At 75.0% G+C, this 25,369-nt stretch carries 25 protein-coding genes; 22 read left to right on the top strand and 3 right to left on the bottom strand.

Features of this window, described 5'->3' with window-relative positions; genetic code table 11:
* Window positions 1–87 precede the first annotated feature (87 nt).
* The 5 genes from rnc to smc all read left to right on the top strand — a co-directional run bounded on the left by rnc (window position 88) and on the right by smc (window position 6,042).
* Entirely contained in the window at window positions 88–816 is a 729-nt protein-coding gene (gene rnc, locus MODMU_RS20945; protein WP_014742386.1) for a ribonuclease III, read from the top strand.
* A gap of 1 nt (window position 817) precedes the next feature.
* Window positions 818–1,702, top strand: a complete 885-nt coding sequence (mutM, locus tag MODMU_RS20940) for a bifunctional DNA-formamidopyrimidine glycosylase/DNA-(apurinic or apyrimidinic site) lyase (protein ID WP_014742385.1) — start codon at window positions 818–820, stop codon at window positions 1,700–1,702.
* Window positions 1,699–1,971 (top strand): acylphosphatase, encoded by a 273-nt coding sequence (locus tag MODMU_RS20935; RefSeq protein WP_014742384.1) that lies wholly within the window; start codon window positions 1,699–1,701, stop codon window positions 1,969–1,971. The genes mutM and MODMU_RS20935 overlap by 4 nt, the downstream gene beginning before the upstream one ends.
* Before the next feature lie 146 nt (window positions 1,972–2,117).
* Window positions 2,118–2,309: a hypothetical protein gene (locus MODMU_RS20930; protein ID WP_014742383.1), complete on the top strand. Its 192-nt coding sequence runs from the start codon at window positions 2,118–2,120 to the stop codon at window positions 2,307–2,309.
* Window positions 2,310–2,475: 166 nt separating this feature from the next.
* The gene (gene smc, locus MODMU_RS20925; protein WP_014742382.1) at window positions 2,476–6,042 is read left to right on the top strand and encodes a chromosome segregation protein SMC; all 3,567 of its coding nucleotides are present in this window, start codon (window positions 2,476–2,478) and stop codon (window positions 6,040–6,042) included.
* Here smc and MODMU_RS20920 read toward each other — a convergent pair.
* Together MODMU_RS20920 and MODMU_RS20915 are read right to left on the bottom strand one after the other, a co-directional pair.
* A complete protein-coding gene (locus MODMU_RS20920) occupies window positions 6,008–6,805 on the bottom strand; it encodes an endonuclease/exonuclease/phosphatase family protein (protein ID WP_014742381.1) in 798 nt (265 codons plus the stop codon). The two genes, smc and MODMU_RS20920, sit on opposite strands and share 35 nt — an antisense overlap.
* 11 nt (window positions 6,806–6,816) lie before the next feature.
* Window positions 6,817–8,472 carry an alkaline phosphatase D family protein gene (locus MODMU_RS20915; protein ID WP_014742380.1) on the bottom strand — a complete coding sequence of 552 codons (1,656 nt, stop codon included), beginning with the start codon at window positions 8,470–8,472 and terminating at the stop codon, window positions 6,817–6,819.
* 72 nt (window positions 8,473–8,544) lie between these two features.
* Here MODMU_RS20915 and ftsY point away from each other — a divergent pair, with 72 nt between their 5' ends.
* Window positions 8,545–9,750, top strand: a complete 1,206-nt coding sequence (gene ftsY / locus MODMU_RS20910; RefSeq protein WP_014742379.1) for a signal recognition particle-docking protein FtsY — start codon at window positions 8,545–8,547, stop codon at window positions 9,748–9,750.
* 33 nt (window positions 9,751–9,783) lie between these two features.
* Here ftsY and nicT read toward each other — a convergent pair whose 3' ends face one another.
* Entirely contained in the window at window positions 9,784–10,890 is a 1,107-nt protein-coding gene (gene nicT / locus MODMU_RS20905) for a Nickel transporter NicT (protein ID WP_014742378.1), read from the bottom strand.
* A 292-nt stretch (window positions 10,891–11,182) separates the two neighbouring features.
* On the opposite strand from nicT, the gene MODMU_RS20900 reads away from it, so the two are divergent.
* From MODMU_RS20900 to lepB, 16 genes are all read left to right on the top strand, one after another.
* Window positions 11,183–12,532, top strand: a complete 1,350-nt coding sequence (locus tag MODMU_RS20900) for an ammonium transporter (protein WP_014742377.1) — start codon at window positions 11,183–11,185, stop codon at window positions 12,530–12,532.
* Window positions 12,529–12,867 (top strand): P-II family nitrogen regulator, encoded by a 339-nt coding sequence (locus MODMU_RS20895; RefSeq protein WP_014742376.1) that lies wholly within the window; start codon window positions 12,529–12,531, stop codon window positions 12,865–12,867. The genes MODMU_RS20900 and MODMU_RS20895 overlap by 4 nt, the downstream gene beginning before the upstream one ends.
* 107 nt (window positions 12,868–12,974) lie before the next feature.
* Window positions 12,975–15,338, top strand: coding sequence for a [protein-PII] uridylyltransferase (locus MODMU_RS20890; protein WP_014742375.1), 2,364 nt, complete (start codon window positions 12,975–12,977; stop codon window positions 15,336–15,338).
* 126 nt (window positions 15,339–15,464) lie between these two features.
* The gene (locus MODMU_RS20885) at window positions 15,465–15,656 is read left to right on the top strand and encodes a hypothetical protein (RefSeq protein ID WP_014742374.1); all 192 of its coding nucleotides are present in this window, start codon (window positions 15,465–15,467) and stop codon (window positions 15,654–15,656) included.
* A 125-nt stretch (window positions 15,657–15,781) separates the two neighbouring features.
* Window positions 15,782–17,359 (top strand): signal recognition particle protein, encoded by a 1,578-nt coding sequence (ffh, locus tag MODMU_RS20880; RefSeq protein WP_014742373.1) that lies wholly within the window; start codon window positions 15,782–15,784, stop codon window positions 17,357–17,359.
* A gap of 79 nt (window positions 17,360–17,438) precedes the next feature.
* Window positions 17,439–18,530 carry an amidohydrolase family protein gene (locus MODMU_RS20875; protein WP_014742372.1) on the top strand — a complete coding sequence of 364 codons (1,092 nt, stop codon included), beginning with the start codon at window positions 17,439–17,441 and terminating at the stop codon, window positions 18,528–18,530.
* Between the two features lie 18 nt (window positions 18,531–18,548).
* On the top strand, window positions 18,549–18,719 hold the full coding sequence (locus MODMU_RS28740) for a hypothetical protein (RefSeq protein WP_014742371.1): 171 nt from the start codon (window positions 18,549–18,551) through the stop codon (window positions 18,717–18,719).
* A 61-nt stretch (window positions 18,720–18,780) separates the two neighbouring features.
* The gene (locus tag MODMU_RS20870) at window positions 18,781–20,517 is read left to right on the top strand and encodes a proline--tRNA ligase (RefSeq protein WP_014742370.1); all 1,737 of its coding nucleotides are present in this window, start codon (window positions 18,781–18,783) and stop codon (window positions 20,515–20,517) included.
* Complete coding sequence (locus tag MODMU_RS20865; protein WP_014742369.1) at window positions 20,510–20,857, top strand: ribonuclease E inhibitor RraB; 348 nt, start codon at window positions 20,510–20,512, stop codon at window positions 20,855–20,857. Before MODMU_RS20870 ends, MODMU_RS20865 begins: the two co-directional genes overlap by 8 nt.
* Before the next feature lie 186 nt (window positions 20,858–21,043).
* Window positions 21,044–21,538 (top strand): 30S ribosomal protein S16, encoded by a 495-nt coding sequence (gene rpsP, locus MODMU_RS20860; protein WP_014742368.1) that lies wholly within the window; start codon window positions 21,044–21,046, stop codon window positions 21,536–21,538.
* Between the two features lie 3 nt (window positions 21,539–21,541).
* The gene (locus tag MODMU_RS20855) at window positions 21,542–21,778 is read left to right on the top strand and encodes an RNA-binding protein (RefSeq protein WP_014742367.1); all 237 of its coding nucleotides are present in this window, start codon (window positions 21,542–21,544) and stop codon (window positions 21,776–21,778) included.
* 44 nt (window positions 21,779–21,822) lie between these two features.
* Complete coding sequence (rimM, locus tag MODMU_RS20850) at window positions 21,823–22,338, top strand: ribosome maturation factor RimM (RefSeq protein WP_041795497.1); 516 nt, start codon at window positions 21,823–21,825, stop codon at window positions 22,336–22,338.
* Window positions 22,335–23,081, top strand: coding sequence for a tRNA (guanosine(37)-N1)-methyltransferase TrmD (gene trmD, locus MODMU_RS20845; RefSeq protein ID WP_014742365.1), 747 nt, complete (start codon window positions 22,335–22,337; stop codon window positions 23,079–23,081). Before rimM ends, trmD begins: the two co-directional genes overlap by 4 nt.
* Window positions 23,078–23,572, top strand: coding sequence for an NUDIX hydrolase (locus MODMU_RS20840; protein WP_014742364.1), 495 nt, complete (start codon window positions 23,078–23,080; stop codon window positions 23,570–23,572). The genes trmD and MODMU_RS20840 overlap by 4 nt, the downstream gene beginning before the upstream one ends.
* Window positions 23,573–23,732: 160 nt before the next feature.
* Window positions 23,733–24,089, top strand: coding sequence for a 50S ribosomal protein L19 (gene rplS / locus MODMU_RS20835; protein WP_014742363.1), 357 nt, complete (start codon window positions 23,733–23,735; stop codon window positions 24,087–24,089).
* A 122-nt stretch (window positions 24,090–24,211) separates the two neighbouring features.
* Complete coding sequence (gene lepB / locus MODMU_RS27945) at window positions 24,212–25,285, top strand: signal peptidase I (protein WP_014742362.1); 1,074 nt, start codon at window positions 24,212–24,214, stop codon at window positions 25,283–25,285.
* Window positions 25,286–25,369 lie beyond the last annotated feature (84 nt).

Raw genomic sequence — 25,369 nt, 5'->3', positions numbered from 1 at the left:
GCACGCGATCTCCGCCCCGGCGTCCTCGGTGGCAGGCTCCCCAGCGGGGGGCCTGCGGCCGAGGACGCCGTCGGTCGTCCGCCCGTCGTGAGCGAGCACACCGACGCCGCCGCCCGCTGGCTCACCGACGCCCTGGGCGTCGAGCTGCCCGCGGAGCTGCTGGAGCTGGCGCTGACCCACCGGTCCTACGCCTACGAGCACGGTGGCCTGCCCACCAACGAGCGCCTGGAGTTCCTCGGCGACTCGGTCCTCGGGCTCGTGGTCACCGACGAGCTCTACCGCAGCCACCCCGACCTGCCCGAGGGGCAGCTGGCCAAGCTGCGCGCCTCGGTGGTCAACATGAACTCCCTGGCCCGGGTCTCCCGCGCGCTCGGCGAGGGCGGCATCGGCCCGCACCTGCTGCTGGGCCGCGGCGAGACGACCACCGGCGGCCGGGAGAAGGACTCGATCCTCGCCGACGCCCTGGAGGCGCTGATCGGCGCCATCCACCTCGGGCAGGGGCTGGACACCGCCGCGGCGATCGTGCACCGGCTGTTCGACCCGCTGCTGGCCGAGTCGGCCACCCGCGGTGCCGCGCTGGACTGGAAGACGAGCCTGCAGGAGCTCGGGGCCGGCCAGGGGCTGGGCGCCCCGGTCTACGACGTCGAGGACACCGGTCCCGACCACGCCAAGACCTTCACCGCCGTCGTGTCGCTGGCCGGCCAGATCCGCGGCAAGGGCACCGGGCGGACCAAGAAGGCCGCCGAGCAGGAGGCCGCCGAGGTGGCGTGGCGCTCGCTCACGTCGGCGACCGACGGCGGGCCTGCGGGCGGCTGACGTGCCCGAGCTGCCCGAGGTCGAGGTCGTCCGGCGCGGCCTGGACCGCTGGGTCACCGGCCGGACCATCGCCGAGGTCGAGGTGCACCACCCGCGGGCGGTCCGCCGGCACCTCGAGGGGGCCGAGCACTTCGTCGCCGCGCTGACCGGCCGCACGCTCACCGCCGCCCACCGGCGCGGCAAGTACCTGTGGTTGCCCGTCGCCGAGTCCGACGGCACCCCCACCGGTCAGGCGCTGGTCGCCCACCTCGGCATGAGCGGGCAGCTGCTCGTGGAGAAGCCCGAGGAGGCCGACGAGGTGCACCTGCGCGCCCGGTTCCGGTTCACCGACGGCGGTCGCGAGCTGCGCTTCGTCGACCAGCGCACCTTCGGCGGGCTGGCGGTGGAGGACGGCGCGGGCACCGGCCCCGCCGACGTCCCGCCGCGGCTGGCGCACATCGCCATCGACCCGCTGGACGACGCCTTCGACGTCGACGCCTTCAGCGCCGCGCTCCGCCGACGGCACACCGAGGTCAAGCGCGCGCTGCTGGACCAGACGCTGATCGGCGGCGTCGGCAACATCTACGCCGACGAGTCGCTGTGGCGCGCCCGGCTGCACGGCGCCCGGCCCACCGACAAGCTCACCCGCGCCCAGGTCGCCGACCTCCTCGAGGGCGTCCGGGACGTGCTGGGGGAGAGCCTCGAGCAGGGCGGCACCTCCTTCGACTCGCTCTACGTCGACGTCAACGGGCAGAGCGGCTACTTCTCCCGGCACCTGGCGGTCTACGGGCAGCTGGACCGGCCGTGCCCCCGGTGCGGCACGCCGGTCCGCCGCGAGCAGTTCATGAACCGGTCCAGCTACAGCTGCCCGCAGTGCCAGCCGCGCCCGCGGGCGCGCAGGTCGTGAGCGCCGTCCGGGTGGTGGCCCTGGTCGAGGGTCAGGTGCAGGGGGTCGGCTACCGCTGGTTCGTCCGCAGCGCGGCGACCGCCCGCGGGCTCGCCGGGTCGGCGACCAACCTGCCCGACGGCCGGGTCGAGGTGGTCCTCGAGGGTCCGGCGGACGACGTCCGGGCGGTCCTGGCCGAACTCTCCGGACCGCGGTCACCGGGTGCGGTCGGCGGGGTGCGGCAGCGCGACGACGTGGTGCAGGGGGTGCCCGGCTTCACCGTCGGGTGACCAAGACGACATCCGCCCGACACCCGCTGGGGGTACCGCCGCCGTTGACCCAGGTCGAACCGGCTGTCACCCTGGGAGCACCAACCCGCGCAGACCGCCCCGGCGGTGCGAGGGACCCACTCCTGCACGTGAAAGGCCGCTGAGCCATGGCCAAGGCCCTGTTCGGTTCGATCGTCGCTCCGCACGAGCTTCGGGTAGCCGAGGAGAACGCCGCCCTGCGCGCCAAGGTGCGCCGCCTCGAGGAGGAGATCGCCGTCCTCCGCGAGGAGCGCGACGCCACGATCGCCCGCGAGCTGCTGAGCATGGCCCACGAGCAGGCCGACGCCGTCCTGGCCTAGCAGCGACCCCGCCGCCCCACCGGCGGCGGGACCGCGGGTCGCACGTGCCTCCTGCACCACCCACCCCACTGGTCACCGATCGTGGGGTGATCGGCACGCTGTCGGCCATCATGGGCCGACCCTGCGCTGAGCAGGACTGTCGTACCCGCCTGGGAGCCTCTCCGCCGTGCACCTGTCCAGCCTGACGCTCAAGGGCTTCAAGTCCTTCGCGTCGCCGACGACGCTGCGCCTGGAGCCCGGCATCACCGCCGTCGTCGGCCCGAACGGCTCGGGCAAGTCCAACGTCGTCGACGCGATCGCCTGGGTGCTCGGCGAGCAGGGCGCCAAGAGCCTGCGCGGCGGCAAGATGGAGGACGTCATCTTCGCCGGTACGGCCGGCCGGCCGGCGCTGGGCCGCGCCGAGGTGACGCTGACGATCGACAACGCCGACGGCGCGCTGCCGATCGACTACACCGAGGTCTCGATCACCCGCCGGATGTACCGCTCCGGCGAGAGCGAGTACGAGATCAACGGTGACAAGGTCCGGCTGCTCGACGTCCAGGAGCTGCTCAGCGACTCCGGCATCGGCCGGGAGATGCACGTCATCGTCGGGCAGGGGCAGCTCGACGCCGTCCTCTCCGGTCGCCCGGAGGACAGGCGGGCCTTCGTCGAGGAGGCGGCCGGCGTCCTCAAGCACCGCAAGCGCAAGGAGAAGGCGCTCCGCAAGCTCGACGCGATGCAGGCCAACCTCGACCGGCTGGGCGACCTGACCGCGGAGCTGCGCCGCCAGCTCAAGCCGCTGGGCAGGCAGGCCGAGGTGGCCCGCCGGGCGGCCGGGGTGCAGGCCGACCTGCGCGACGCGCGGCTGCGGCTGCTCGCCGACGACCTGGTCGGGCTGCGCGACGCCCTGGAGGCCGACGTCGCCGACGAGACCGCCGCGCGCGCCCGCCGGACGGTGGTCGAGGCCGCGCTGGGCGAGGCCTCCCGCACCGAGTCGTCCCTGGAACGGCAGCTGGCCGCCGACGCCCCCGCGCTGGCCACCGCCCAGGACAGCTGGTACCGGTTGTCCGCCCTGGCCGAGCGCTTCCGCAGCGTCGGCCAGCTGGCCGCCGAGCGGCACCGGCACCTGGCCGCCGCCCCGCCGGCCGGGCCCACCGGCCGCGACCCGGACGCGCTGGACGCCGAGGCCGACCGGGTCGAGGCCACCGAGCGCGAGCTCGCCGAGTCGCTCGAGGCCGAGCGCGCGCGGCTGGCGACCGCCGTGGCGCTGCGGGCCGAGGTGGAGGCCGCGCTGACCGAGGCGGAGCGCGCCCTGGTCGCCGCGGCCCGTGCGCTGGCCGACCGCCGCGAGCAGCTGGCCCGGCTCTCCGGGCAGGTGGCCGCCGGCCGGTCGCGGGCCGCGGCCGGCGAGGCCGAGATCGACCGGCTCGCCGCAGCGGCCACCGAGGCCGCCGACCGGGCCGACGCCGCCGCGGAGCGGCTCGAGGCCCGGCGTGCCGAGCTCACCGAGGACGCCGGCGGCGACCAGGACCTCGCTGCCGCGCACGCCGCCGCGGTCGCCGCCTCCGCCGAGGCCGCCCGCACCGTCGCCGAGCTGACCGCCGCCGAACGCGCCGCCGAGCGCGACCGCGCCGGCTGGCAGGCCCGGCGCGACGCGCTCGCCCTGGGCCTGGCCCCCGCCGACGGCGCGGCCGCCGTCCTCGCCGCCGGGCTGCCCGGGGTGCTCGGCCCGGTCCCCGACCGGCTCACCGTCGCACCGGGCGCGGAGGTCCCGATCGCCGCGGCACTGGGCGGCCTGGCCGACGCCGTGGTGGTCGCCGGGGTCGCCGAGGCCGCCGACGTGCTCACCCACCTGGCCGGCACGGACGGCGGGCGGGTGGGGCTGCTGGTCACCGGCGGCCTCCCCCCGGTCGCCCGGGACGGCTGGCCCGAGCTGCCCGAGGGTGCGCGCTGGGCCCTCGACCTGGTCTCCGCACCCGCCGAGCTCGGCCCGGCGCTGGCCCGCGCGCTGGAGCGGGTCGCCGTCGTCGCCGACCTGGCCGCCGCCGTGGCGCTGGTGCGCACCCACCCGCGGGTCCGCGCGGTCACCGGCTCCGGCGACCTGCTGGGCGCCGACTGGTCGGTGGGCGGCCAGGTGAACGCCCCGTCCGGGCTCGAGGTGCGGGCGCGGGTCGACGAGGCCGCGGCCGAGCTGGACCGCGCCGCCGCGACCGCCGCCCGGCTGGCCGACGAGCTGGCCGCCGCCCGGGAGGTCGCCGCACAGCGCTCCGCGGACGTCGACACCGCGCTCACCGCCCGGCAGGCCGGTGACCGGGCGCGCTCGGCCGCCGCCGCCGAGCTCGCCGAGCTGGGCGCCGCCGCGCGCTCCGCGGTGGCCGAGGCCCAGCGCCTGGACGCCGCCCGGGTGCGCGCCGAGCAGGCCCGCGACGCCGCGGTCACCGGGCTGGTCGAGCTCGAGGAGCGGCTGGCCGCCGCCGAGGCCGCGCCGCTGGAGGAGGAGCCCTCGACCGACGAGCGGGACAGGCTCCGCGCCGAGGCCGCCGGAGCCCGGCAGGCGGAGACCGAGGCCCGGCTCGCGGTGCGGACCGCCGAGGAGCGGGCCCGCTCGCTCACCGGGCGCGCCGAGTCGCTGCGCCGCCAGGCCCGGCAGGAGCGCGCCGCGCGGGAGCGGGCCGCGGCCGCCCGGGTCGCCCGGGAGCGCGGTGCCCGCGTCGCCGCGGCCGTGCGCCGCGGCGCCGAGGAGGCGCAGACCGCGCTGACCGCGTCGCTGGCCCGTGCGGTCACCGAGCGCGACGCCCTGGCCGAGGCCCGCACCGGCCGGGAGGCGGAGCTGCTGGTGGTCCGCGCCCGGGTCCGGGAGCACACCGCGGAGCTGGACCGGCTCACCGACGAGGTGCACCGTGACGAGGTCGCCCGCGCCGAGCAGCGGCTGCGGATCGAGGCCCTCGAGGCGCGCGCCGCCGAGGAGTACGGCGTCGACCTGCCCACCCTGGTCGGCGAGTACGGCCCGGCCGCGCTGGTGCCACCGACCCAGGCGCAGGCCGCCGCCGCGGCTGCGGCGGGCGAGCCCGAGCCGGAGCCGGTCCGCTACGACCGCGCGGCGCAGGAACGCCGGGCCGCCCGGGCCGAGCGCGACCTCGCCGCGCTGGGCAAGGTGAACCCGCTGGCGCTGGAGGAGTTCACGGCGCTGGAGGAGCGGCACACCTTCCTGGCCACCCAGCTGGAGGACCTCAAGAACACCCGGCGCGACCTGCTCACCGTCGTCCGCGAGGTCGACGCCCGCATCCACGAGGTGTTCGCCGAGGCCTTCGCCGACACCCAGCGCGAGTTCGCCGAGGTCTTCGCCATCCTGTTCCCCGGCGGGGAGGGGCGCATCTACCTCACCGACCCCGACGACCTGCTGACCACCGGGGTCGAGGTCGAGGCGCGCCCGCCGGGCAAGAAGGTCAAGCGGCTCTCGCTGCTCTCCGGGGGTGAGCGGTCGCTGACCGCCGTCGCGCTGCTGGTGGCGATCTTCCGAGCCCGGCCCTCGCCGTTCTACGTGCTCGACGAGGTGGAGGCCGCGCTCGACGACGTGAACCTGGGCCGGCTGCTCACCCTGGTCGAGCAGCTCCGGAACAGCTCGCAGCTGATCGTCATCACCCACCAGAAGCGGACCATGGAGATCGCCGACGCCCTCTACGGCGTGAGCATGCGCGGCGACGGCATCACCGGCGTGATCAGCCAGCGTCTCCGGGAGCTGCAGACGGCCTAGCGGCCGGGGTGACCGCCAGCTCGACCAGCAGCGGGTGGTGGTCGGAGGTCGCCGAGCCGTCGAGCACCCGGGCCCCGCTGACCGAGACACCGGGGGAGACCCACACCTGGTCGATCCGCACCCGCGGTCGCCGCGCCGGGTGGGTGAGACCGCGACCCGCACGCAGCGAGAACCGGCCGGACTGGTCGCTGCGGTCGGCGGCGAGCTCCCACGCGTCGGCGAACCGCTCGCCGAGCACCGCCAGCTCCGGCGCCGCGGCGTCGGCGTTCAGGTCACCGACCACCACGCCCGGCAACCCCGCTGGAGGGAGCCCGGCGACGACCGCGGCCTGGGCGGCCCGGTCGGCCGCGGCCGCGCTGGACAGGTGGGTGGTCACCACCTCGAGCTCGCCGCCGCCCAGCTGCACCCGGGCGTGCAGCGCGCTCCGCGGTTCCCCGCCGCCGGGCAGCGGGTGCACCCGGGAGCTCAGCACCGGCAGCCGCGACAGCAGCGCGTTGCCGTACTGCCGCCGCTCCGACCGGCCACCCGTGGGAGGCCGGTCGATCGACGGTGACCAGGCCAGCTCCCGGTCCAGCGCCTCGGCCAGCAGCAGCGCCTGGTCGACGAACTCGCTGCGCTCGGCGAAGTGCCGGTCCACCTCCTGCAGGCAGACCAGGTCCGGGTCGGCGTCGTCGAGCAGCCGGGCCACCCGGACCAGGTCGTGCCGGCCGTCGTCCCCGACGCCGTGGTGCAGGTTGAAGGTGACCAGTCGGACGGCGCTCACCCGCAGATCGTCTACGACAGCCGGGTGTCCAGCACCTGGGTGAACCGCGGTGTGCCGTCGTCCTCCCGGCTGGTCGCCCACAGCAGGAACCGGGCGTCCTTGCCCTCCAGCAGCAGCTCGCCCAGCTCGTTGCCGAAGAACGGGCCGGCCTGCTTGCGCCACTGCACCGGGCTCCGCTCCACCCGGGCCAGGGCGCGCAGACCCCCGGTGATCGCCCGCGCCCAGCGGCTCCAGCCGACCTTGAAGCCGATCTCGATGGCGTGCGGCGAGGAGTTGTGCAGCGGCGAGACGGTCAGCTGGTGCACCCGGGTGTCCAGGCCGCCGGGGTTCACCAGCTCCGCGGCGTAGGCGTGGTGGACGTCCCCGGACAGGACGAGGGCGGTGGCCGGCGCCCGGCCCAGCTCGCCCCGGCCCAGCGCCACGAGCGCGCGGCCCAGCCGCTCGAACGACTGCCCGAACGCCGCCCAGTGCTCCAGGTCCGCGGCCTGGCGGAGCTGCTCGGCGAGCCGGCCCAGCGGCTTGCCGGCGTGCCGGACCGACAGCGTCTCGTTCCACCGCTCCAGGTCGTGCACCGAGTGCGGCAGCAGCCAGGGCAGCGAGGTGCCGATCAGCAGGTGCTCGACGCCGTCGGTGACCGCGTTCTTCATGGCGGCCTCGACCCAGTCGAACTCCTCGTCGTCGAGGATCTTGCGGTCGTCCTCCTCCAGCACCCGCCCCGCCCGGCTGTCGAGCATGATCAGCCGTGACGAGCCCCAGTGCCGGACGTAGCTCCAGCGCACCGAGCGCGGCTCGGTGTCCGCCCGGTGGGCCATCGCGTCCAGCATCGGGCCGGCGTCCCGGGTCTCGTTGCCCTCGATCGCCTGCCACAGCTCGTCCTCGGCGAGCTCGTTGGGCGAGAGGTTGCCCAGGTGCTGGTAGACCCAGTAGCTCGTCAGCCCGCCGGTGATCCGCTTCTGCCACCAGTCGGTCGGGGTCACCTCCGCGCGCCAGGCCGCGGAGGTGTTCCAGTCGTCGATCATCTCGTGGTCGTCGAAGACCATCGACGACGGCACGTTGGACAGCAGCCAGCGGACCTGCGGGTCGCTCCAGGACTCCATGTAGAGCCGGGTGTACTCCTCGTAGTCCGCGGCCTGGGCGCCCGGCGGCTCGGACAGGTCCCGGCGCTGGGACACCCACTCCGTCGTCGCCGGGGTGAGCTCGTCGGCGTAGACCTGGTCACCGAGCAGCACCAGCGCGTCGGGCCACTGGTCCTCCGGCTGGTCGGCGAGCTTCCGGGCGTAGCTGTCCAGGGCGTCCGGCGGGATGGCGTCGCGGACGTCGGCGGTGGTCGGGGTGGCGTACCGGCAGGAGCCGAAGGCCAGCCGGAAGGCACCCGGCCCGCCCGCGGTGCGGATCCGGCTCGGCGGGAAGGCCGAGTGCGCCTGCGGCCAGACCAGCGCCCCGTCCAGGTGCACCTCGTAGGGCGTGGTGGAGCCCGGCTCCAGGTCCTCGACCACGACCAGCGCGTAGTGGTGGCCGTTGACGCAGAAGGTGCGGGCCCGCCGGCCCAGCACCGAGACCTCGCAGGGGCGGTCGGTCTCCACCCAGATGGTGGCGGACACGGGGTCGACGTGCCGGACCAGCGGGCCGAGCAGCAGGAGCGGGCGAGTGCCGGCGTTCTCGGGCATGGGCACAGCCTGCCGCATCATCGCGGTCTGCCGCCCGGCCCGCGATGTGGGAGGGCTGGGAGACTGGTGGGCATGGAGTTCGTGCTCATCGCCCTCGCGATCCTGGTCGTCGCCCTGGTCACCGGGGTCAGCCTGCTCGTCGGCCGCGGCCGGCGGACCCTGCGGCTGGACGACGACGCGGCCGCCGGCACGACGCTGACCCGCCCGCCGATTGCCCCCGACCCGACCTCCGGGGCCACCGCGGCCGACCTCTACACCGGGCCCCCGGCACCGGCCGCGCCCGCCGAGGCCGAGCCGGTGCCCGTCGAGCTGCCGCCGGCCGAGCCCGAGCCGGGGCTGCTCTTCGAGACCCCGCTGCCCTCGGCCGGCCGGCTCGTCCGCCTCCGCTCGCGGCTGGCCCGCTCGCAGTCCTCGCTCGGCCGCGGCCTGCTCACCGTGCTCGCCCGGGAGAAGCTCACCGAGGACGACTGGGAGGAGGTCGAGGAGACCCTGCTCGCCGCCGACATCGGGGTGGGCGCGACGACCCAGATCGTCCAGCGGCTGCGGACCCAGAGCCTGGTGCTGGCCACCGCGTCGGGCACCCAGCTGCGCGACCTGGTGGTGCGCGAGCTGACCGCGGTGCTCGGCCCGGACCTGGACCGGACGCTGCACACCGACCGGCACGACGGCCGGCCCGCCGTCGTCCTGGTGGTCGGGGTCAACGGCGCGGGCAAGACGACGACGGTCGGCAAGATCGCCCGGGTCCTGGTCGGCGACGGCAAGAGCGTCGTCCTGGGGGCCGCCGACACCTTCCGCGCCGCGGCCGCCGACCAGCTCGAGACGTGGGGCGAGCGGGTGGGCGTGCTCACCGTGCGCGGCCGCGAGGGCGGCGACCCGGCATCGGTGGCGTTCGAGGCGGTCCGCACCGGCATCGAGGGCGAGGTGGACGCCGTCCTGGTCGACACCGCGGGGCGGCTGCACACCAAGTCCGGCCTGATGGACGAGCTCGGCAAGGTCAAGCGGGTCGTGGAGAAGCACGGGCCGGTCGACGAGGTGCTGCTCGTGCTGGACGCCACGACCGGGCAGAACGGCGTCGTGCAGGCGCGGGTGTTCACCGAGGCGGTCGCCGTGACCGGCGTCGTCCTCACCAAGCTCGACGGCACCGCCAAGGGCGGCATCGTCGTCTCGGTCCAGCGCGAGCTGGGCATCCCGGTGAAGCTGATCGGGCTGGGCGAGGGGCCGGACGACCTCGCCCCGTTCGAGCCGGAGGCCTTCGCCGAGGCGATCGTCGGAGGCTGACGCCGACCGGGGGGCCTCGGAGGCTGAGCGGGTTCAGCTGTCGGCGGGCTGCGGCGTCCAGCGCTGCTCGATCCGGCCGAAGCGCCACACGGCGAGGGCCAGGGCCCAGGTGAGCACGAAGAGCCCCACCACGGCGAACCCGACGAACCCCAGGTCGAGCGAGGCGATCCAGGCCAGCGGCCCACCCTCGATGCCGAGCCGGTCGACGAGCAGGCCGGTCAGCACCATGAGCCCGATGACCAGCGCCACGGTCACCGACAGCAGGGTGACCGTCAGGTTGTAGAAGACCTTGCGGACGGGCTTGAGGAACGCCCAGCCGTAGGCGCGGGACATCAGCACGCCGTCGGCGGTGTCGAACAGGCTCATGCCGGCCGCGAACAGCACCGGCAGCACGAGGATGGCGTACCAGGGCAGCACGAACGCGGCGGAGCCGGCGGCCAGCACCAGCAGCGCGACCTGGGTGGCGGTGTCGAAGCCCAGGCCCATCAGCAGGCCGACGGGGTAGAGGTGCCAGGCCTTGCTGACGCGCCGCGTCACCCGGGTGAGCAGCCGGGCCAGGAAGCCGCGGTGGTGCAGGTGGTGCTCCAGCTCGGCCTCGTCGTACTCCCCGGACCGCATCCGGCGGAAGACCCCGGCGATGCCCACCGCGGCGGACAGGTTCATCAGGCCGATGACGAGCAGGAAGGTGCCGGCGACCAGGGTGCCGATCAGGCCCAGGGTCTGGCCCACCTGGGAGTCGCCGTCCTGCACGACCCCGGCGACCGACCGCACGCCGGCGACGAGCAGCAGGCTGGCGGCGAAGACGACCGACGAGTGCCCGAGGGAGAACCAGAAGCCCGCGCTCACCGACGGCTTGCCCTCGCCGACGAGCTTGCGGGTCGTGTTGTCGATCGAGGCGATGTGGTCGGCGTCGAAGGCGTGCCGCACACCGAGCATGTAGGCGGTCAGCCCGACCCCGACGCCGAGGACGCCGGTGCTGCCCAGCTGGTACTCCCGCGGGGCGACGGCGAGGACGAGCACCCCCCAGCCGAGCACGTGCAGCAGTGCGACGAACCCGGTCATCCCGGCGATGCTGCGCCGCTCCCGACGGCTGAAGCGCCCGGGGGCCTGGACGGGTGCGGTCGTCGGGGCGGAGGTCACCGGGCGACCTTATTGCACCCTCTTTGCAACTGCACACGGGTCGCAACAAGGGCCCTGCGCAGTGACCGAGGACACCCGGACCAGCGCGCGGACGTGCCGCGCAACACGACCGGAACACACGACGGCGACACGCGAGGCGGAGTTCACCGCCGGGAAACACGTCCGCGCCGCCGCCGGAAACACAGGGTCGGCACCGTCTTCCCTGCGTCACCGGGGGACCGGTGGCGCCGCCCCGAGATCCCCTCGGGTCCCGCTTGCGGCCCTTGGCCGACGACACCCTCAGGAGGTTGCCGTGGTCAACACCGGCGACACCGCCTGGATCCTCACCAGTGCGGCGCTCGTGCTGCTGATGACCCCAGGTCTCGCGCTCTTCTACGGCGGCATGGTCCGCGCGAAGAGCGTGCTGAACATGATGATGATGAGCTTCGGTGCGCTGGCGCTGATCAGCGTGCTGTGGGTCATCTACGGCTACTCCGTCGCCTTCGGCAACGACGTCGGCGCCGGGCTGCTGGGCGACCCGGGTGAGTTCTTCGGCCTCAAGGGCCTGATGGAGGACACCACCAGCGAGGCCGGCGGCTACCCGGTGATGGCCTTCGTCGGCTTCCAGGCCGTCTTCGCGATCATCACCGTCGCCCTCATCTCCGGTGCCATCGCCGACCGCGCGAAGTTCGGCTCCTGGATGGTGTTCTCCGCGGTCTGGGCGACCATCGTCTACTTCCCGGTCGCGCACTGGGTCTTCGACTTCACGCTGACCGACGACGACGGTGCGGTCACCCACACCGGTGGCTGGATCGCCAACAACCTCGCCGCCATCGACTTCGCCGGTGGCACCGCGGTGCACATCAACGCCGGTGCGGCGGGCCTGGCCCTCGCGCTGGTGCTCGGCAAGCGCCGCGGCTTCGGCCGCGACCCGATGCGCCCGCACAACCTCCCGCTGGTGATGATCGGTGCCGGGCTGCTGTGGTTCGGCTGGTTCGGCTTCAACGCCGGCTCCGCGCTGGCCGCGAACAACACCGCCGCCGTCGTCTGGGTCAACACCATGGTCGCCACCGGCGCCGCGGCGCTGGGCTGGCTGCTGACGGAGAAGCTGCGCGACGGGCACGCCACCTCGCTGGGCGGCGCCTCCGGCGTGGTCGCCGGCCTGGTCGCGATCACCCCGTCCTGCTCGGCGGTCTCGCCGATCGGCGCGATCATCCTGGGTGCGGTCGCCGGTGTGCTCTGCGCCCTGGCGGTCGGCCTGAAGTTCCGGTTCGGCTACGACGACTCCCTCGACGTCGTCGGCGTGCACCTCGTCGGTGGCCTCTGGGGCACCATCGCCGTGGGCTTCCTCGCCACCGCGGCCGCTCCGGCCGGCGTGGACGGGCTGTTCTACGGCGGTGGCGTCGACCAGCTGTGGCGCCAGGTGGTCGGCGCACTCGCCGTCCTCGTGTTCTCCTTCGTCCTGACCTACCTCATCGGCCTGGTCATCCAGAAGACGATCGGCTTCCGGATCACCGAGGAGGACGAGATCACCGGCATCGACACCGTGGTGCACGCTGAGAGTGGCTACGACTTCGCCTCCCTGGGCGGCAGTGGTGGCGCGACCCTGTCCGGCCAGGCGCACGCCGAGGCCCGCAACACCGAAGGAGCGACCCGGGCATGAAGCTGGTCACCGCGATCGTCAAGCCGTTCAAGCTGGACGACGTCAAGAACGCCCTCGAGCTGATCGGCATCGCCGGCCTCACCGTCAGCGAGGTCCAGGGCTTCGGCCGTCAGCGTGGGCACACCGAGGTCTACCGCGGTGCGGAGTACCAGGTGGACTTCGTCCCCAAGGTCCGCATCGAGGTGGTCGTCAGCGAGATCGACGCGGCGCGGGTCGTCGACGCGGTCGTCGAGTCGGCCTCCACCGGTCAGATCGGCGACGGCAAGGTGTGGGTCACCACGATCGACGAGGTCGTCCGGGTCCGCACCGGTGAGCGCGGGGCCGACGCCCTGTAGCGCACACCCGGGAAGCCGACGTCGGCCGGGGCGGTGGGGGAACCCGCTGTCCCGGCCGATGTCGTCTCCCCGGACGGACGACGGCTCAGCGACGACCGGAGGTGCCCGTGCTCGACCACTCCGCCCTGCCCGCCCTGCCCCGTGCCGAGCGGGTGCGGGCCGTCGACGACTGGCTGTCCGGCCTGCTGGCCGACGCCCTGTCGGGGACCCCCCGCCCGTCCCGCCGGCGCGGCGGCCCGCCGCCGGGACCGGCGGGCGCCGGGGTGGCGCTGGTGGCGGTCGGCAGCCTGGGCCGCCGGGAGCTCCCGCCGCACGGGGACCTCGACCTGGTGCTGGTGCACGACGGGCGGCCGGAGGTCGCCGCCCTGGCCGACGCGCTCTGGTACCCGGTGTGGGACGCCGGCCTGCGGCTGGACCACTCCGTCCGGACCGTCGCCGAGGCGGTCTCCGTCGCCGGGGACGACGTGAAGGCCGGCCTCGGCCTGCTCGACGCCCGGCACGTGGCCGGTGACCCCGAGGTCACCGCGGCCCTGCGGACGGCGACCCTCGGCTCCTGGCGCCAGCACGCCGGGCGCCTGCTGCCCCAGCTCCGCGACATCCGCCGCAGCCGCAGCCGGCAGCTCGGCGAGCTCGGCTTCCTGCTCGAGCCCGACCTCAAGGAGGCCTACGGCGGGCTCCGCGAGGGCCAGGTGCTCCGCGCGGTCGCCGCGGCCCAGCTCGCCGACGAGCCGCCGGCCGACGCCGGTGAGGCCTACGCCTTCCTCCTCGACGTGCGCGACGCCCTGCAGCGCAGCACCGGCCGGGCCACCGACGCCCTGGTGCGCCAGGAGCAGCGCCCGGTCGCCGACGAGCTCGGGCTGGCCGACGACGACGTGCTGCTGCGCCGGGTGAGCCTGGCCGGCCGCCGGCTGGCCTTCGTCGCCGACGAGACGTGGCGCCGGGTCGACGCGTCGCTGGTGCGCCGGCCGCGGTCCCGCTACCGCCGGGTGCGCCGGGAACCGCTGGCCGAGGGGCTGGTCCGGCAGGGCGACGAGGTGGTGCTGGCCCGCGACGCCCGCCCCGCCGCCGATCCCGGCCTGGTGCTGCGCGGCGCCGCCGCCGCGGCCCGCGCCGACCTGCTGCTGTCCCCGTACACGCTCAAGGTGCTGGCCGTGCACGCCCCGCCGCTGCCCGAGCCGTGGCCCCCCGAGGTGCGCTGGTCCTTCCTGCGGCTGCTGGCCAGCGGGCGCAGCGCCGTCCCGGTGCTGGAGCAGCTGGACCAGGAGGGCCTGCTCTCGCGGATGCTGCCGGAGTGGGACCGCGTCCGGTCGCTGCCGCAGCGGCACCCCTGGCACCGGTTCACCGTCGACCGGCACCTCGTCGAGGCGGCCGCGGCCGCGGCCGAGCTCACCCGGGACGTCGACCGGCCGGACCTGCTGCTGGTCGGGGCGCTGCTGCACGACATCGGCAAGGGCTGGCCCGGCGACCACACCGAGGTGGGCGTCATCGTCGTGGCCGAGATGGCCGCCCGGATGGGCTTCAGCGAGCCGGACGTGGCGACACTCGTCGCGATGGTCCGCCACCACCTGCTGCTGCCCGACGTCGCCACCCGCCGGGACCTCGACGACCCGCTGACCGTGGACCGGGTGGTGGAGGCGATCGGCGGGGACGCCGCGCTGCTGCAGCTGCTGCACGGCCTCGCGCAGGCCGACGGCGCCGCGACCAGCAGCTCGGCGTGGTCGCCGTGGAAGGCGCACCTGGTGGCCGCGCTGGTCGCCCGGGTCGCGGCCCGGCTGGGCAGCGCGCCGCTGCCCGAGCCCGTGCTGGAGCCGACCCAGCCGCAGGTCACCACCCCGGCCCCGTCGGTCCCCGGGCAGACCGGGCCGGTCACCGTGGGGGTCGAGGACGTGCTCGACGGGCAGCAGGTCACCATCGGCGCGGCGGACCGGCCGGGGCTGTTCAGCCTCTGCGCCGGCGTGCTGGCGCTCAACCAGCTCGACGTGCGCGCCGCCCGGGTGAGCGTGCAGGACGGCCACGGCACGCTGGTGTTCGCCGTCCGGCCGCGCTTCGGCCGCCCGCCGGTGCCGGAGATCCTGGCCGACGGCGTGCGCGCCGCGCTGGAGGGGACGCTGCCGCTGGGGGAGCGGCTGCGCCAGCGCGAGCGCGACTACAGCCAGGACCGCAGCCCGGGCCGCCCGCCGCGGATCTCCTGGTTCGACGCCGAGGCCACCGGCACCACCGGGCTGGTCGAGGTGCGGGCCACCGACCGCGCGGGCCTGCTGCACCGGCTCACCGCCGCCCTCGCCGACGCCGGGCTGGACGTCAGCTCCGCGACGGTCGAGACGCTGGGCGCCGACGCGGTGGACGCCTTCTACGTCAGCGACCCCTCGGGCACCCCGATCGACCCGGACCAGCGGGAGCGTGCCGAGCGGGCGCTGGTGGCGGCCGTCCGGGGCGACGCGCCGGACCCGGCGGCGCTGGGCGAGCGCTGACCGGGGCGTCCGGCAAGGCGACACGCCGGCCGGCGCTGCCCGGTTCTGTCGTAGGCCCGTGAGACGTTCCAGGAGCCGGACGGGACGCGTCCTGACCGACCGGCGCCGAGACGAGAGGAGCGCCCCATGAGCGACCTGCAGACCCTGCCCTGCCCCACCTGCGGCGAGGACGCGGACTTCGAGCAGCCCGGCTGCGTCGACGGCCACACCGCCGACGGCGGCGTCTGCCCCGAGTGGGCCTGCACCGGGTGCGGCACCGCGCTGGTGATCGGCGACGTCCACGTCCCCCGACGCGAGACCTGGCACCGCGCCGCCTGAGCGGTCGACGCCGATACCCTGGACACAGGTGGCGTGACGGCCCCGGGGTGGCCCCGGGCGCCCGAGCCGGGCCACCGGCCCGTCGGCCGGTGCGGCTGCACGCCCGACTGCTGTGAGGACGTGCTGTGTTCGAGACCCTCTCCGACCGCCTGGACAAGGTCTTCACCGGCCTGCGCGGCAAGGGCCGGCTGTCCGCCGAGGACATCGACGCGACGGCGCGGGAGATCCGCATCGCGCTGCTCGAGGCCGACGTCGCGCTGCCGGTCGTCCGTGCCTTCATCGCGTCGGTCAAGGAGCGTGCGGCCGGCGCCGAGGTCTCCCAGGCGCTGAACCCCGCGCAGCAGATGATCAAGATCGTCAACGACGAGCTGGTCGACATCCTGGGCGGGGAGACCCGCCGGATCCGCTACGCCAAGCAGTCGCCGACGGTGATCATGCTGGCCGGTCTGCAGGGCGCCGGGAAGACCACACTCGCCGGCAAGCTCGGCCGGTGGCTGAAGGGGCAGGGCCACACCCCGCTGCTGGTCGCCTGCGACCTGCAGCGGCCGAACGCGGTGCAGCAGCTCAGCGTCGTCGCCGGCCAGGCCGGGGTCGACGTGTTCGCCCCGGAGCCGGGCAACGGGGTCGGTGACCCGATCGCGGTCGCCCGCGAGTCCATCGACTTCGCCCGCCGCACCATGCACGACGTCGTGGTCGTCGACACCGCCGGCCGGCTGGGCATCGACGCGGAGCTGATGGCCCAGGCCGCCGGCATCCGGGACGCCGTCTCGCCGGACGAGACCCTCTTCGTCGTCGACGCGATGATCGGCCAGGACGCCGTCACCACCGCGACGGCCTTCCAGGAGGGCGTCGGCTTCAGCGGCGTCGTCCTCACCAAGCTCGACGGCGACGCCCGCGGCGGAGCCGCGCTGTCGGTCCGGCACGTGACCGGTCAGCCGATCATGTTCGCCTCGACCGGTGAGAAGCTCGCCGACTTCGACGTCTTCCACCCCGAGCGGATGGCCTCCCGCATCCTCGGCATGGGCGACGTGCTCACCCTGATCGAGCAGGCCGAGCAGGCCTTCGACGCCGACCAGGCGGAGAAGATGGCCGGCAAGCTGGCCAGCCGCGAGGGCTTCACCCTCGAGGACTTCCTCGAGCAGATGCTCGCCATCCGCAAGATGGGGCCGATCGCCAACCTGCTCGGCATGTTGCCCGGTGCCGGGCAGATGAAGGAGCAGCTCAAGCAGGTCGACGACCGCGACCTGGACCGCACCGCGGCGATCATCCGGTCGATGACCCCGGCGGAGCGCGTCACCCCGAAGATCATCAACGCCTCGCGACGGGTCCGGATCGCGAACGGCTCCGGCGTGAGCGTCACCGACGTGAACCAGCTGCTGGAGCGCTTCGCCCAGGCCCAGAAGATGATGGGCCAGATGGCCGGCAGCATGGGCATGCCCGGCATGGGCCCGATGTCGAAGAAGGCGCGGGGCCGGCAGCAGCAGGCGCAGGCCGTTCGCGGCAAGGGCAAGAAGGGCAAGGGCGGCAAGAAGGGCGGGCCGGCCCGCCGGCCGATCGGTGCCCCCGGCGGCATGGGCGGCGCGGGGTTCCCCGGCCAGCTGCCCGGCGGCATGCCCGGCGGTGTGCCGGGGCTGCCCCCGGGCCAGGCGCTCCCGGACCTGAGCAAGCTGGACTTCAGCCAGTTCAAGGACGACCGGCCGTGACACCGGCTCGCCTCCTCCTCCGGTCCGCTCCTCGGTCGCTGGCGCTCCCTGCGATGCTCCCGGAGTCGTCGGCTCACGGATGCCGGTGACGGCACCCGCCCTGCACCTGTCCGGCGTGGTGCTGCCCGAGGCGGAGCACCGCGACCTGTGGGTCACCGACGGGCGGATCACCTTCGAGGCGGTGCCCGGCGCGGAGACCGTCAGCCGCGGCGGCTGGCTGCTGCCCGGCCTGGTCGACGCGCACTGCCACGTCGGCATCGCGGCCGGCGGCACCGCGGTCGAGGACCTCGCGGCGGCACGCGAGCAGGCGCTCACCGAGCGGGCCGCCGGGGTGCTGGCGCTGCGCGACTGCGGCTCACCCGTCGACACCCGGGAGCTGGACGAGCACCTGGACCTGCCGCGGGTCATCCGCGCCGGGCGGCACCTCGCCGCGCCCCGGCGGTACATCCCCGGGCTGGCGATCGAGCTCGACCCGGCCGACCTGGTCGCCGAGGCCGTCGTCCAGGCCCGCCGGGGCGACGGCTGGGTGAAGCTGGTGGGGGACTGGATCGACCGCGGCGTCGGCGACCTGGCGCCGGAGTGGCCGGCCGAGGTGCTCGCCGCGGCGGTCGCGGCGGTGCACGCCGAGGGCGCCCGGGTCACCGCGCACACCTTCGGCACCGACGCGCTGCCCGGTCTGCTGGCCGCGGGGATCGACTGCATCGAGCACGGCACCGGGCTGACCGAGGACCTCATCGCGGAGATGGCGGCCCGGGGCACCGCGGTCGTGCCCACGCTGGTGAACGTGGAGAACTTCCCCGGCTTCGCGGCCGCGGGGGAGGCGAAGTTCCCCGGCTACGCGTCCACGATGCGCCGGCTCTACGCCGGCTCCGGCGCGGTCGTGCGGGCCGCGTACGAGGCGGGGGTGCCGGTGTTCGCCGGCACCGACGCCGGCGGGGGCATCGCCCACGGGGTGATCGCCGACGAGGTGCGCGCGCTGCACGCCGCGGGGCTGCCGGCCGAGGCCGCGCTGGCCGCGGGGTCCTGGGCGGCGCGCGAGTGGCTGGGGCTGCCGGGCATCGTCGAGGGCGCACCCGCCGACCTCGTCGTCTACGACGACGACCCGCGGGCGGACCTGGAGACGCTGCAGCGACCGCAGGTGACCGTGCTGCGCGGTGTGCTCGTCGGCTGACGCTGGTTGACTACCGGCATGGTCTCGCCCCTGCCCGAACCGGACCCGGTCATCGACCCGACGGAGCCGGTGCCCGACGACCCGGGCGAGCTGCTGCCCGACGCGCCGGAACCGCTGCCCCCGGCACCCATCGAGCCGACCCCCGACGACCCGGGTGGCGACCCCGGCGGGGTGCCGGAACCCGCCTGACCGGCAAACCCGTGGACGGCGGCCGCGCGCCGCCTGGGAGACTGACCCCGTGCTCCTTCGGATGTCCTCCCTGTTCCTGCGCACCCTGCGCGACGACCCGGCCGACGCCGAGGTCCCCAGCCACCGCCTGCTCGCCCGGGGCGGCTACATCCGGCGCGCCGCGCCGGGGGGCTTCACCTGGCTGCCGCTGGGCTGGCGGGTGTTCCGGAACGTCGAGCGCGTCGTCCGCGAGGAGATGGACGCGATGGGCGCGCAGGAGGTGCACTTCCCGGCGCTGCTGCCCCGCGAGCCCTACGAGGCGACCGGCCGCTGGACCGAGTACGGCGACAACCTCTTCCGCCTTAAGGACCGCCGCGGCAACGACTTCCTGCTCGGCCCCACCCACGAGGAGATGTTCACGCTCCTGGTGAAGGACCTCTACGGGTCCTACAAGGACCTGCCGGTCGTGCTGTACCAGATCCAGACCAAGTACCGGGACGAGGCGCGGCCCCGGGCCGGGCTGTTCCGCGGCCGCGAGTTCACCATGAAGGACAGCTACTCCTTCGACGTCACCGACGCCGGACTGGACGCCTCCTACGCCGCCCACCGGGCCGCCTACATCAAGGTCTTCGACCGGCTCGGCCTGGACTACGTCATCGTCTCGGCGATGTCCGGGGCGATGGGCGGCAGCAAGAGCGAGGAGTTCCTGCACCCGACGTCGATCGGCGAGGACACCTTCGTGCGCTCGCCCGGCGGGTACGCGGCCAACGTCGAGGCCGTGCGCACCGTCGTCCCCGAGTCGATCCCGCTCGACGGGCTGCCCGAGGCGCACGTCGAGGACACCCCCGACACCCCGACCATCGAGACGCTGGTCGCGGTGGCGAACGAGCTGTTCCCGGACGCCGGGTACACGGCCGCCGCCACGCTGAAGAACGTCGTGGTCACCCTGGTGCACCCCGACGGCACCCGGGAGCCGCTGGTCATCGGGCTGCCCGGCGACCGGGAGGTCGACACCAAGCGCCTGGAGGCGCAGGTCAGCCCGGCGGAGGTGGAGCCGTTCACCGACTTCGCCGCCCACCCCGACCTGGTCAAGGGCTACATCGGCCCGCAGGTGCTGGGCGCCGATGGCAAGTCCGGCATCCGCTTCCTGGTCGACCCCCGGGTCGTGCCCGGCAGCCGCTGGATCACCGGCGCCAACGAGGCCGGCCGGCACGTGTTCGACCTCGTCGCCGGCCGGGACTTCAGCTGGGACGGCGTGATCGAGGCCGCCGAGGTGCTGCCCGGCGACCCCGCCCCCGACGGCTCGGGCCCGCTGGAGCTGGCCCGCGGCGTGGAGATGGGCCACATCTTCCAGCTGGGCCGCAAGTACGCCGAGGCGCTGGACCTCAAGGTGCTCGACGAGAACGGGAAGCTCGTCACCGTCACCATGGGGTCCTACGGCATCGGGGTCTCCCGGGCGGTCGCCGCGATCGCCGAGTCGATGCACGACGAGCTGGGCCTGGTCTGGCCCCGCGAGGTCGCCCCGGCCGACGTGCACCTGGTCGCCACCGGCAAGGACGCGGCGGTCTTCGAGTTCGCCGAGACCCTGGCCGGCGAGCTGGTCGGCGCCGGGCTCACCGTGCTCTACGACGACCGGCCGAAGGTCAGCCCCGGCGTGAAGTTCAAAGACGCCGAGCTGCTCGGGATGCCCACGATCGTCACCGTCGGCCGCGGGCTCGCCGAGGGCGTCGTCGAGGTCCGGGACCGCGCGACGGGGGAGCGCACCGAGGTGCCGGTGGGCGAGGCCGCGGCAGCCGTGCTCGCCGCCGTCCGTGGGTGAGCTGTCGCTCCCGGAGCAGCTGGCGCTGACCGCCGAGACGGTCGAGCAGAACCTGGCCCACGGTGACCAGGTGCACGCCCCGCGCCCGATCGACCACACCGCCGCCTTCCGCGCGCGGAGGGCGGCGGTGGCGGCGGGCGACGAGCTCACCGCGGCCGGCTACCGGGTCGACGGGCTGTACCGCCGGCTGCTCACCGTCTGGCTGGAGTTCAGCGCGATGACCGCCGTCGACCACGCCACCGCCGCGGCCTTCACCGAGGAGGTCGTCGGCATCGTGCGCCGTCACGGTGGCAGGTACGACGGCTGGGGCGGCTTCCTCGTCCCGCCGGACCCGGCCTGACGCCTGCTGCCCAGCTCACGAGGGGGCGGGGAGGCAGGGTGTCCTCCGTCTGGCATCATGGACTGTCGAACACGGCGGTGGCGGCCCTCTCACCGTTCCCGCCCGTGTCCATCGCTCCGCCCCGGCGTACCCCCACGCGCCCGTCCGGCGAGCAACCACACACGTTCGAGGAGCACACCACACACCGTGGCCACCAAGATCAAGCTCATGCGCCTGGGCAAGATGCGCGCGCCCTACTACCGCATCGTCGTCGCCGACGCCCGCACCAAGCGGGACGGCCGGTCGATCGAGACGATCGGCAAGTACCACCCGAAGGAGGACCCGTCCTTCATCGAGGTCGACGCCGAGCGCGCCGCCTACTGGCTCGGCGTCGGCGCCCAGCCGACCGAGGCCGTCGCCGCCATCCTCCGGGTGACCGGTGACTGGCAGAAGTTCAAGGGCGAGCCGGCCCCCGCGCCGATGAAGGTCGCCGCCCCCAAGGCCGACAAGAAGGCCATCTACGAGGAGGCCGCCCGCGCCGCCATGGGTGAGCCGGCCGCCGACGCGACCACCCCGAAGAAGAAGGCCGCTCCCAAGGCCGACGCCGCCCCGGCTCCGGCCGAGGCCGTCGCCGAGGCTGCCGGCGCCGCCGGTTCCGGGACCGCCGCCTCCGGCGCCCCCGCCGAGACGCCCGCCGAGTAAGACGTGCTCGAAGAGGCGCTCGAGCACCTGGTCAAGGGCATCGTCGACAACCCCGACGACGTCGTGGTCGACCTGGTCAACGGCCGGCGCGGCAAGACCCTCGAGGTCCGGGTCCACCCCGACGACCTCGGCAAGGTCATCGGCCGCGGCGGGCGCACCGCCAAGGCGCTGCGCCAGGTGATGACCGGTGTCGGCGGCCGCGGCCTGCGGGTCGACGTCGTCGACACCGACGGGCGCTGAGCACTCCCGGCGCCCCAGGCGCCACCCCGCAGTCCACCGACACCGTGGTGGTCGGCCGCATCGGCCGACCCCACGGTGTCCGTGGTCAGGTGACCGTCGAGGTGCGCACCGACGACCCCGACCTGCGGTTCGCCCCCGGTGCCGCCCTGCTGACCGAGCCCGCGGCCCGGGGCCCGCTGACCGTCGAGGCGGCCCGCTGGCACAGCGGCACGCTGCTGCTCACCCTGGTGCTGCCCGACGGGACCGTGGTCGCCGACCGCGAGGCGGCCGACGAGCTGCGCAGCACCCAGCTGCTCGTCCCGGTCGAGGACCTGCCCGAGCTGGACGACCCCGACTCGTTCTACGACCACCAGCTGGTGGGGCTCGCCGCCGTGCTGCCCGACGGCACGCCGCTGGGCGAGGTCACCGCGGTCCGGCACGAGGGCACCGAGCTGCTCGTCGTCCGCCGCCCCCAGGGCCCCGAGCTGCTGGTCCCGTTCGTCACCGCCATCGTGCCGACGGTCGACCTGGCGGCCGGGCGGCTGGTCGTCGACCCGCCCGAGGGGCTGCTCGACCTGTGACGTTCCGGATCGACGTCCTCACCATCTTCCCCGAGTACCTCGCGCCGCTGGGGCAGTCGCTGCTGGGCAAGGCCGCCCAGCGCGGCCTGGTCACCGTCGGCGTGCACGACCTGCGGCAGTGGACCGACGACGTCCACCGCACCGTGGACGACGCCCCCTACGGCGGCGGTCCGGGGATGGTCATGCGCCCCGAGCCGTGGGGGAGGGCGCTGGAGGCGGTCCGCCCGCCCGGCATCCGGCTGGTGGTCCCCACCCCGGCCGGGCGCCCGTTCACCCAGGCCGTCGCGGCGCAGTGGGCGACCGAGCCGGGGCTGGTCTTCGCCTGCGGCCGGTACGAGGGCATCGACCAGCGGGTCGCCGACTGGGCCGCCGGTGCCGGTCCGGTGTCCGAGGTCTCGATCGGCGACTACGTGCTGGCCGGGGGCGAGTCCGCCGTGCTGGTCATGGTCGAGGCGGTCACCCGGCTGATCCCTGGCGTGGTCGGCAACGCCGACTCCGTGGAGTTCGACTCGCACGCCGACGGGCTGCTCGAGGGCCCGTCCTACACGCGGCCGGCGGCCTGGCGGGACCTCGAGGTTCCCCCGGTGCTGCTGTCCGGCGACCACGCCGCGATCGCCCGGTGGCGCCGGGCGCAGTCGCTGCGCCGCACCGCCGACCGTCGTCCCGACCTGCTGGCCGCGCTGCCCGACGGGGCGCTGGACGCCGCCGACCGGGCCGCCCTGGACGCCGACCCGCAGCCGTGAGCGCCGCGCGGGTCCGGCCGAGCAGCCGGGTGCTGGTGCTGGACCGCCAGCAGCGCGTGCTGCTGCTGGGCTCCCGCGGGCACGCGCCGGCGCCGGGCACGGCCGTGCAGTGGTGGTACACGCCCGGCGGGGGTGTGGAGGACGGCGAGGACCTGCGGTCGGCCGCAGTCCGCGAGCTCGCCGAGGAGATCGGGCTGCAGGTGGCCCCGGCGGACCTGGAGGGGCCGGTCTGGTTCCGCCGGTACCAGAGCGCGTGGGGTGCGGAGACCGTCGACTCCCGCGAGACCTACTTCGTGCTGCGCGACGTCGACCACCAGGTGGACCCGAGCGGGCGCACCGCCGAGGAGCTGGCTGAGGACGAGCCGCACCGGTGGTGGACGCTGGCCGAGGTCGTCGGGGGTGCCGCGGTGTTCGCCCCCCGCGAGCTGGCGGTCGTCCTGCCCCGGGTGCTCGACGGACCCTGGGCAGGGCCGCCGCGCATCGTCGACTGAAGTCGTGGCAGAATAGAGAGCTGCTGCAGATCGTCGGTTCGCATCGACGGTGGCCTGCCGCCCTCCGGGGCAGCGGAGCGCAGCGCCCCGCACGGACACCCCGGGTGACCGCTGTCCGTGCCACACACGAGTTTCCCCGCTAGGACTGAGGACTGCTGCGATGAACACCCTGGACGCCCTCGATGCCGCGTCGCTGCGCGACGACATCCCCGACTTCCGCCCCGGCGACACCGTCAAGGTGCACGTGCGGGTCATCGAGGGCAACCGCTCGCGCATCCAGGTCTTCCAGGGCGTGATCATCCGGCGCCAGGGCGGCGGCATCCGCGAGACCTTCACCGTGCGCAAGGTCAGCTTCGGCGTCGGCGTGGAGCGCACCTTCCCGGTGCACACCCCGGTGGTCGAGAAGATCGAGGTGCTGACCCGCGGTGACGTCCGCCGGGCCAAGCTCTACTACCTCCGTGAGCTGCGCGGCAAGGCCGCCAAGATCAAGGAGAAGCGGGACGTCGTCACCCGCTGACACCCCGCACCCCACCGGACGGGCCGGCTGCGCACAGCGCAGCCGGCCCGTCCGCGTCTGCAGCCGGTGCCGCCGGGCGGGTCGAGCGGCGAGGTCGTCGGTGGACCGTAGGCTGGGCCGCGATGAGCACGCACGGGCCCAGTGAGCCTGCCGACCCCCGCACTCCCGGGCCGTCCGCCACCAACGAGTCCGGTACGCCGGCGACCCCCCCGACCGGGGAGGGCGCCAGCGCCGCCGGGCCGGCGCCGACCGGCCGTCGTGGGCGCCGGGGCGGATCGGCGCCCAGGAAGGGCTCGCTGCTCCGCGAGCTGCCGGTGCTGCTGGTCATCGCCTTCGTGCTGGCGCTGCTGGTCAAGACGTTCCTGATCCAGGCCTTCTTCATCCCCTCCGGGTCGATGGAGCAGACGCTGCACGGGTGCACCGGCTGCACCGGGGACCGGGTGCTGGTCAACAAGGTCCCGTACTGGTTCGGCGAGCCCGAGCCCGGTGACATCGTGGTGTTCCGCGGACCGGACACCTGGTCCCCGGAGATCACCGTGGCCGAGCCCGGCAACTGGGTCTCCGGCGCGCTGCTGAGCCTGGGGCGGGCGATCGGGGTCGCGCCACCGAGCGAGGACGACTACGTCAAGCGGGTCATCGCCACCGCCGGCCAGACCGTGCAGTGCTGCGACGCCGACGGCCGGGTCACGGTCGACGGCCGGCCGCTCACCGAGCCCTACATCTACCAGGACTCCCCGCTCGGCGGCGGGGCCAACTCCCGCGAGTTCGGCCCGGTCACCGTGCCCGCGGGCCGGTTGTGGGTGATGGGCGACCACCGCTCCGCGTCGGCGGACTCGCGCAGCCACGTGGGCGACCAGTACAGCGGCACCATCGCCGTGGACGACGTCATCGGCAAGGGCGCCCTCATCGTCTGGCCGCTGGACCGGTTCACCGTCCTCGACAGCCCCGACATCCAGGCGCAGGCCGAGGGGCAGGCGGCGGCAGGACCCGAGGCGTGGGTGCACGGGGACGCGGCCGTCGCCGCCCCTTGGGCGCTCGGGCTGGCGGGGGCGTTGCCCCTCACCGCGGCACGCCGACGGCGCCGTCGCCGGGGCGCCCGGCTGACCGGCCCGTCCCGCCGTCCACCGCGCACCGGCTGGCGGCGGGTCCGCCGGCCGGCGCAGACCCGACCCGGTCGGGAGACCGACGCCGGCTGACGCTGCGGCGGGCCCGCCGGGGGAGTTGTTCAAGGAGTCCGTTCACCCGTCCGATGACCATGACAGCACGTCATCGGATCTCGA

The organism is Modestobacter italicus (assembly GCF_000306785.1).
In the GTDB taxonomy this organism is placed as follows: Bacteria; Actinomycetota; Actinomycetes; order Mycobacteriales; family Geodermatophilaceae; genus Modestobacter; species Modestobacter italicus.
The sequence above is the reverse complement of the archived record's forward strand: the minus strand, read 5'-3'. Positions and strand labels throughout refer to the sequence as shown.